This window comes from Lishizhenia sp., assembly GCF_057456495.1.
Map to the genome: position 1 here is coordinate 1 of NZ_JBVCPV010000144.1, position 7,946 is coordinate 7,946.

The following is a 7,946-nucleotide window of genomic DNA, read 5'->3' on the forward strand; positions in this document are numbered from 1 at the left end:
AAAAAAAGGTTAAAAGTAGAGTAGAAAGCGCTATTTTTAGATGCATGTTTTTTTGTTTTGTTGAATTCGAACCAAAATAAGAATTATAAATTAGAAAGTAAGCAAAGTTTTTACATCGGCTTAGGGATAGCAGCGGCAGCGCGTATTCCGAATTTATTCGGAAGCGTATTATAGCGGAAAGCCCGGCCCCGATTTTATGAGGGGAACGCCCCCAAATAATTGTGTGATAGAATTGCTTTTAAACAAAACCTATGCGATAAGTGTTTTTAATACATGAATATTCTACTTACTGGTGTTACGGGGTATATTGGTCGGCGCTTGTTGCCTTTGTTGGTTGCTGATGGTCATAAGGTGTACTGTTGTACACGCGATAAGGATAGATTTGAAATAGAACCGTCTTTACGCGCGAATATAGAGGTAGTAGAAATCGACTTTTTAAAGAAGGAGCTTCCTTCTAATTTTCCGAAAAAGATTGATGTTGCTTATTACCTCATCCATTCGATGTCTAGCTCTAAAGACTACGCAGCCTTGGAGGAAAAAGCAGCGCATAATTTTGTAGCGTTATTGGATAAATGTGCTGTTGAGCGCGTGGTTTACTTGAGTGGAATTGTTAATGATGACAAGCTCTCCAAACATTTGAAATCAAGAAAAAGGGTAGAGGAAATCTTGTTGGCAGGCCCATTTAACACGATTGTTTTCCGTGCTGGAATCATTATAGGATCTGGAAGTGCGAGTTTTGAGATTATCAGAGATTTGGTGGAAAAACTTCCGTTTATGGTGGCTCCCAAATGGTTGAATACGAGATCACAACCCATCGCTATTTCTAATGTACTTACCTATCTTAAAAAATCTATTCATTTACCCTTTATGGAAGATAGGGTTTTCGATATCGGAGGTCCGGATGTGTTGACCTATAAGGAAATGCTCTTGCATTTTGCAAAGGTGAGAAGGTTGAAAAGATCCATTGTTACTGTTCCTGTGATGACGCCTAAACTGTCATCGTATTGGCTTTATTTTGTGACTTCTACTTCTTATCCCTTAGCGAGTGCTTTGGTAGAGAGCATGAAGGTGGAGGTGGTGTGTAAAAACCATGATATTAGAATGTTTATAAAGCAAGACTTGTTGACCTACGATGAAGCCTTGCGTCGTGCTTTTGAGAAAATAAATCACCATGAAATTGTATCGAGTTGGAAGGATGCCTTTGCAAGTGGTCAGCTGAATTTTAAAATTTCTGATTTCATAACCGTTCCGCGCTATGGATGTTTTAGAGATGTGCGCAGCGCAAGGGTAGAAAGTGTGGATACGAGTGCGTCTAAAATTTGGCACATTGGTGGCAAAACAGGATGGTATGCTGCGAATGCTTTGTGGAAAATGAGAGGTTTTCTAGACAAATTAGTGGGGGGAGTAGGTTTACGCCGTGGAAGAACCCATGAGGATAAGATTGACGTGGGCGACGCCATTGATTTTTGGCGTGTTTTATATGCCGATAAAGAGGAAACCAGGTTGCTCTTGTTTGCGGAAATGAAACTACCGGGTGAAGCTTGGTTAGAGTTTAAGATAGTAAATGGAAGACTGGTACAAACTGCAACGTTTCGTCCGCGCGGTATTTTGGGCCGACTCTACTGGTACGCCGTTTTGCCATTTCACGGTATTGTTTTTAGTAAAATGTTGAAGTCTATTGCTTCGCGTTAGCGTGCAGCGGCTTTGTTTTCTCCCATTCTTAAGCGGTAAGCACTAGGTGAAATTTGTACGTGTTTTTTAAAGAAACGACTAAAGTAAAAAGGATCCTCGTAGCCCAATTCATAGCCAATTTCTTCTACCGTTTTATTGGTGAGGTATAACTCGCGTTTGGTTTCAATAATAATACGTTCTGCAATTACTTGGGAGGGAGTTTTGCCATAACTTGCCTTTACCAATTTACTGAGTGCGTTAGGAGTGATGTGCAGCAATTTTGCATAATCTTTAGGTGCGTGAATTTCCTTGTAATTTTCTTCAATTGCTTCCTTAAAACGAGCAACGATTTCTTTCTCATGGGTTAAGTTTTCCCTTTCTTCAACAGGTTCTTGTGTGTTCTGCTTAATCCTAGAGCATTGAATTAAGATGAGTTTGAGGTAGGATAAAATAGCGTCTTGTGTTGCAAGTTTATCTGTACACACATCTTTTTCCATGCCTTCTACCAGCCAATTTAATTGCTGGGCATTCTCATTGCTTATCTCTATAAACGGATGTTCGTACACGTTGTTGAACAGAATGCCATCACAGGCAATTTCACTGTGGTGTTTGTGTATACAAAAAAAGTTAGGGTGAAAATGTAGTACAACTCCTTGTGTTTTTTCTGTGGGAGAAAACATAAAGGGCTGAAAGGGAGAACAAGCAAAAAGCGTGTGGTCTTGGTATTCGTATTCTTGCGTATCCACCAAAGTTTTGCCCTTTCCTTGTTGTATCCAAATCAAGGAATAGTAGGGAAGGCGTTGAACGTGGTCAAAGTGATGAAGGCTTTCAAACGTATAGAGTTTGAAAGCCAATTCACCATTTTTATCATCCAACAGCGTGTATGTATTATTTTCAATCACAACAATCTGTCTTTTTTATCTATTGGCATGTCATTGATACTCGCATATCTTTTTTGCATGAGTCCGCTCGGAGCAAACTCCCACATTTCATTGCCATAGGCTCTAAACCATTCTTCTTCTTTGGTACGGTACTCATAGAAAAACCTTACAGCAATACGGTTGAAATTATAACTCCAAAGCTCTTTCTTGAGTTTGTACTCGAGTTCATTTTCCCATTTTTGAGCTAGAAACGTTTCTATTTCTTGTCTTCCTCGAATAAACTGGTTTCTATTTCTCCAAATAGAATCTGGCGTATAGGCCAAGGCTACTTGTTGTGGGTTCCTGCTGTTCCAAGCCTCTTCCGCCAATCGTACTTTTAAGTGAGCGCTTTCATAGTCGAATGGCGGAAGTGGAGGACGCTTTCCTTCTGCTTTATTAAAGTTCATCTGCCAAAGGGAAATCGATCGCTACTTGTGATAAGTTGTGCAAGTAATTCATGATGATTTTATCTCCGATTTGAACGATGACATCTATCAAATTACCGTGGTTGTAGCCTTGGGCATAGAAGTTCTCTAAATTTGTTTGACTAATATTTCCTTTGTTTACGGTAATGTCTTGCGCAATTTTTACCAAAGCATTCAGTTTACTATCAGAGGCACTTCCTTTACGTAAGGCTATGATTTCCTCGTCGTTAAATCCGTTCATTTTACCGAGAGCAGTGTGTGCACTTTGGCAGTAACGACAGTTGTTACTTTGACTAACTACCAAGTTAACCGCTTCTTTTTCCTTGTTGGATAAAGAGGTTTTACCGCCTTGAAACGTTAAGTATCTTTCTAAAGCCGTTTCTGAATGCGCCATGGCAGCGTATAAATTAGGAACGAAACCTAAGGAGCTTTTTAAATTGTCGAAAATCGCTTGGTTATTGGCTGATACTTCTTCTCTTACGGGTACATTTAAATTTTTCATTTTACAGTGTTTAAAATTGTTTGTCATTATCGACACTGCAAAGTTGGGGCGATTAAGCTCCTTAAAGAATAGACAGTTTATGCCATTGCATGGACAATTTTACTATCAGGTTTCTTTCAAGACTTAAAGTCCGTAATGTAAAGAGTGTTGGACGCTATTCTTCCTCTTTTTTATCCAAAATAAGTAGCTCACCTTGTTCCATCAATAGATACACATTATCTGGTTTATCCTCGGGTAATTCTTGGGTAGGATAGAAGTGGTAAAGGGCGTAAAAGTCAGTATCTATCTTTATTCTTTCGCGTTGTAGTTTCATAAACAGCCAAGGATTGATAAAAGCCCAATCTATGTTCTCTAATTCGCTAACTTCTTTTGTACTGGCGGTATCACCCGAAAAATAAAAACGTTTCCCATGCCATGTTACTACATAAGAGTAATGTCTCATGGAAAATCTATGTGATGTTTTTATGGCTTCTATTGTAAATGTTTCCTTTAAACTGTCGAGTTCTCCTGCATTCCAATTGCCAAACACTTTTCCTCCTTTGGCATTTTTGGTTTTTCGCATCAATTTTCTTGAATAGTGATCTGAATGGTGATGGGTAAAAAGGAAAACAGCATTTTCTTGTATGCTATCAAGTTCACTTTCATCGTATTCCATGTAGTTGTGTGCTCCTGATTTGTATGGGAAATCTATGTAAAGATGAGATGCTCCGTCACTCAAGTAAAGTCCGCAATTCCCGATGAATTTGGCAGTAATAGTGCTGTCTTGTGCGTAAAGTTGAAAGGAGATAAAAATCAAGAATAGCGCCGAGAGTTGTTTGATCATAAGGGGTCTTTTGGATTGTGGTTTATATTTTTTTCTTTTAATTTCCAGCCTAAAGATACATCAACCCCCCGTGAAGATAACCTACTTAAAAAGATAGGGTTCACACTTCTTTACGAGTACCTTCTAAAGCTATCCTCGTATTGTATGGGTATTCTTTATCTTGGTTGCTCGTGTAGTAGGCTTAGATATGAAATTTATCTGTCTAAAATACTGCGTTTAGTTGAGAAAGGAAAAAAGTATGTATGATCGCGTTAAGTGGGTTGAATATTTTGAATGAACTTCTTACGCGCGCGTCCAACCGGAGCTATTTTACTCCAAGCCACTATCATTACATCTATTTTCAAGGCTTGTTTTTCTTCTGGTGTTAACTCTATAATTGAAAGTTGAATACTTAGACTATCCGTCGAACGAGGTTTACAATAATTATTAAAAAACTCTGATTTACTCAAAGCTATGGCACCCCAATTGTTTGTAGCGAAATGAATACGCTTGTTTTCAAGAGAAATAAGACTATCCTCGGTTTGAATAAGTTCTTTGAGATACTCAATTTCATGAGGGTTGAGCACTTGATTATCGTTCTTTCCTATACTGTCTACATGATATTGTGAAAGACCGAAAAAGGGAAGGAGTAACAAGAGTATAAGCGTTTTCATGGTTGTGTTTTTATGTTTTATTTAAAGGGATTGGACCATTTTTCATTGGTATAAACATCTTCTCCAGCAAGGGTTTGTAAAAAGGAAATTATATCTGCTTTTTCAGCGAGTGTTAACTGAAGCTTTTGTGGGTTACCATTGGGTAAAAGTCGCTGGTCTATGCCTTGTAGACTCAAACTACCACTGATGTCGTTGTAGTGATTGATAACACTGAAAAGGTTAAGGAATTTACCGGTATGCATGAAGGGACCATTCAAAGTTCCATCCGTCTGGGTTAAGTTACGAAGACTCGGTGAGCGCGTAACTGTTAGGTCAGTCCCCGTGTTATTTGCTGTACCAACCACCCCGTTGTGTTTGGAGTTGGGCACTATATCGAATTCAGGAGCTTTATGACATACCGCACAACCAGCACCTCCGCCTATACGTTCTCCACTTTGGTTAAATTGAACGGGTTGCATAAACAAAGCTTTACCATTATTCTCATTAGCAGTAAAGTTGGGGAAATCAGCCATATTGCTATTTACTTGGGCGCGGCCTACGTCGTATTTGGCATCAAAAGACTGTATGCTTCTTATAAATTGCGCCAATGCCCATTGCATTTTTTCTTCTGTCAGGGTTTCAGAACCAAAAGCCTTGTTAAAGAGTATAGGATAATAGGGAAGAGCTTCCAGACGTTGGATTAAATCAGACATTCCTAAATCTCCGTTTTCTCCGCTAAAGCCCATCTCTATGTGGTCTTGAATAGGCATGGTGCTTTGTAGCTCTAGATCATCGGCTCTTTCATCCCAAAAGAACTTTTCTTCATCTCCAAAGCGAGCATTAATCAAACGCATAGAATGCCTTCCTGTTAATCCATTTACGCCTTGGCTAAGTGTTACATCATCACCAAAACCATGCGCTTGTTTGTGGCAACTAGCGCAAGAAGTACTCTGGTCAACCGAGAGTGCTTTGTCGTAAAACAATACTCTACCCAATGTTGCTCCAGCATCAGTTATGGGATTGTAGGCAGGTGTATTATCTTTTGTTATATAAGTAGGGGCGCTTTGGTTCGCATAGTTCTCGAGTGCATTTAAATCTATGTTCAAAGCTTCATCGATAATCTCTTGTTCACTTGGGGGTGTGTAAGGGGTGAGGGTATCTTCTTTTTTACAGGAAAATAAAAGCAAAACAATCGCAATGCTTAGAATTGTTTGTTGTGTAGTCATAGCCCTCGTTATTAGTTGCTTATTAAGACTTTTATTGTGCCAAAAGGTTTAATGTTACTTTGCTAAATATTGAAAATTATTGGAATTCATTGGACGCGATAGCATAACACAAACACCTTTCTAAGTGAGGATAGTCCTTTAAAAAAGGATGTTTAAACGCTCCTTGTAGCTTCATTCCAATTTTCTGCATTACGCGTTCAGAAGGTGTATTTACTTCCGGACAAATGGCAATTACTTTCTCTAATTTCAAAACTTCAAAAGCGTAGGCTAAACAACGTTGTGCCCCTTCAGTTGCATAGCCTTTCCCCCAAGCAGAGGGTTTGAGTCGCCAGCCAATATCTGTAGCAGGAGTGAAGCTGGACTCAAAATCCTTCCAAGACAAACCTATAAAACCGATGAATTCACCACTTTCTAATTCATCTACAGCATAATAAGTGTAACCCAACTCTTGGAATTGACTGTTGAATTTTTCTATACTCGCTTTACTTTCCTCCTGAGTCATTAGCGTTGGAAAATACTGCATCACATCCGTATTTGCGTTCATTGCCGCATATATGTCTAAGTCAGCATCTTTCCAATTTCTGAAGCCCAAACGTTGGGAAGTGAAGATGTAATTATTTTTCATTGTTATGGACGGGGTTTAATAGTCTTGAAGTTTTTCATCCCACACAGATTGAAAGGTGATTTTAGATTTAGACTTATCTGTAGAATTTCTTTCTATGTTTTTACAAAATTCATTGAGGTTAAGATAAGCTAAACGCGGGAAAAAAGTAAGTGCTTGTTCCTGGTTATTCTTATCAATAAACACCAGGGAAAGCAGATTTCTTCCGTTTAAATTCAATCCTTTCTTACTCAAGGTAACAACCTTACTAAAGGGAAGAGTTTCGACTTCCTTTCCTTTAAAAAGGTAGATATACTCCCCGTCAAATTTTACAACTTGATTTTTCCTTAAAAGGTAATGGATCAACCCACGAAAAGCGAAGAAAAATAGTAAGATGAATAGGAAACTAATTCCTTTATGTAAATAATTTAAAACTCCATCAAACAGTAATTCTAGCCCTATAATTATGCAGATTACAGCTACAGGGTAAATGGCATATTTGAGGAGATTTAAATCTGCTGATACTCGTTTGTGCATGTTTTTAAAGGGGGCTTTTTAATAAGACGTTAAGTCCTTTTGCCGTTGTTAGTGTTTACGACAAGTGTTCGTTTAATACATTGCAAAAATAATAACCATAACCGTTCCGGGAAGTACGAATACCAAGGAGATAATACGGGCAAAAATAAACCACGGACTCTTTCTTTTAAAGATGAAGGTAGCCAGTGGGATGAGTAGAAATATTTGCAACCAAGGGAACCAACTAAATATGGAACGATGTCTCCATTCTTCGTGATACCTACTGGTGTTTTCGTCTATCTTTAGTTTGTAGCTGAGTTTTTTACCTGTTTTGAAAATAGGCGTGTAGGTGAGTTGTAAACTATTTTCTTCATGATCAAACCAGTCCGATAACAAGGGGGCAAAAATGTAATCTTCAACATCTAGTATTTGGTGCCAGGTCCATTCCCATTCTCTGTTTATTTCCCAATCGTTTTCTGTAAGACTTTTTGTAGGACCATCAAAGAAGGTTTCTATGGTGAATACAATCGCCATTGCCGTACAAAAGACAACAACTACTTTAAAAAGTAACCATTGTTTACCTGATGTAATACGTTGATAAAATGCTTCACTTTCTTGTTGTTCTTTTTC

10 protein-coding genes are annotated in these 7,946 nt (G+C 38.4%); 1 reads left to right on the forward strand and 9 read right to left on the reverse strand.

The window, feature by feature from the left end; genetic code table 11:
- Positions 1-273 precede the first annotated feature (273 nt).
- The gene (locus tag AC22ZQ_RS10465) at positions 274-1,692 is read left to right on the forward strand and encodes an SDR family oxidoreductase (RefSeq protein WP_318958734.1); all 1,419 of its coding nucleotides are present in this window, start codon (positions 274-276) and stop codon (positions 1,690-1,692) included.
- Here the strand turns inward: AC22ZQ_RS10465 and AC22ZQ_RS10470 are convergent.
- The 9 genes from AC22ZQ_RS10470 to AC22ZQ_RS10510 form a co-directional block, all read right to left on the reverse strand.
- Positions 1,689-2,573: a helix-turn-helix domain-containing protein gene (locus AC22ZQ_RS10470; protein WP_318958735.1), complete on the reverse strand. Its 885-nt coding sequence runs from the start codon at positions 2,571-2,573 to the stop codon at positions 1,689-1,691. The genes AC22ZQ_RS10465 and AC22ZQ_RS10470 overlap by 4 nt on opposite strands.
- Positions 2,570-2,998 (reverse strand): nuclear transport factor 2 family protein, encoded by a 429-nt coding sequence (locus AC22ZQ_RS10475; protein WP_318958736.1) that lies wholly within the window; start codon positions 2,996-2,998, stop codon positions 2,570-2,572. Before AC22ZQ_RS10475 ends, AC22ZQ_RS10470 begins: the two co-directional genes overlap by 4 nt.
- Positions 2,988-3,518, reverse strand: a complete 531-nt coding sequence (locus AC22ZQ_RS10480; protein WP_318958737.1) for a carboxymuconolactone decarboxylase family protein — start codon at positions 3,516-3,518, stop codon at positions 2,988-2,990. The genes AC22ZQ_RS10475 and AC22ZQ_RS10480 overlap by 11 nt, the downstream gene beginning before the upstream one ends.
- 154 nt (positions 3,519-3,672) lie before the next feature.
- Positions 3,673-4,341, reverse strand: coding sequence for an MBL fold metallo-hydrolase (locus AC22ZQ_RS10485; RefSeq protein ID WP_318958738.1), 669 nt, complete (start codon positions 4,339-4,341; stop codon positions 3,673-3,675).
- A 251-nt stretch (positions 4,342-4,592) separates the two neighbouring features.
- Positions 4,593-4,994 (reverse strand): DUF8192 domain-containing protein, encoded by a 402-nt coding sequence (locus tag AC22ZQ_RS10490; protein WP_318958739.1) that lies wholly within the window; start codon positions 4,992-4,994, stop codon positions 4,593-4,595.
- Between the two features lie 17 nt (positions 4,995-5,011).
- Positions 5,012-6,199, reverse strand: a complete 1,188-nt coding sequence (locus AC22ZQ_RS10495; RefSeq protein WP_318958740.1) for a cytochrome-c peroxidase — start codon at positions 6,197-6,199, stop codon at positions 5,012-5,014.
- Positions 6,200-6,275: 76 nt separating this feature from the next.
- The gene (locus AC22ZQ_RS10500; protein ID WP_318958741.1) at positions 6,276-6,824 is read right to left on the reverse strand and encodes a GNAT family N-acetyltransferase; all 549 of its coding nucleotides are present in this window, start codon (positions 6,822-6,824) and stop codon (positions 6,276-6,278) included.
- A gap of 15 nt (positions 6,825-6,839) precedes the next feature.
- Positions 6,840-7,337: a hypothetical protein gene (locus AC22ZQ_RS10505; RefSeq protein WP_318958742.1), complete on the reverse strand. Its 498-nt coding sequence runs from the start codon at positions 7,335-7,337 to the stop codon at positions 6,840-6,842.
- A gap of 72 nt (positions 7,338-7,409) precedes the next feature.
- The coding region (locus AC22ZQ_RS10510) for a hypothetical protein (protein ID WP_318958743.1) at positions 7,410-7,946 on the reverse strand (537 nt) is incomplete at its 5' end.

Coding starts and splice junctions, on each gene's coding strand:
- AC22ZQ_RS10465 (WP_318958734.1), top strand. CDS start 274: ATGAATATTCTACTTACTGGTGTTACGGGGTATATTGGTCGGCGCTTG.
- AC22ZQ_RS10475 (WP_318958736.1), bottom strand. CDS start 2,998: ATGAACTTTAATAAAGCAGAAGGAAAGCGTCCTCCACTTCCGCCATTC.
- AC22ZQ_RS10480 (WP_318958737.1), bottom strand. CDS start 3,518: ATGAAAAATTTAAATGTACCCGTAAGAGAAGAAGTATCAGCCAATAAC.
- AC22ZQ_RS10485 (WP_318958738.1), bottom strand. CDS start 4,341: ATGATCAAACAACTCTCGGCGCTATTCTTGATTTTTATCTCCTTTCAA.
- AC22ZQ_RS10490 (WP_318958739.1), bottom strand. CDS start 4,994: ATGAAAACGCTTATACTCTTGTTACTCCTTCCCTTTTTCGGTCTTTCA.
- AC22ZQ_RS10495 (WP_318958740.1), bottom strand. CDS start 6,199: ATGACTACACAACAAACAATTCTAAGCATTGCGATTGTTTTGCTTTTA.
- AC22ZQ_RS10500 (WP_318958741.1), bottom strand. CDS start 6,824: ATGAAAAATAATTACATCTTCACTTCCCAACGTTTGGGCTTCAGAAAT.
- AC22ZQ_RS10505 (WP_318958742.1), bottom strand. CDS start 7,337: ATGCACAAACGAGTATCAGCAGATTTAAATCTCCTCAAATATGCCATT.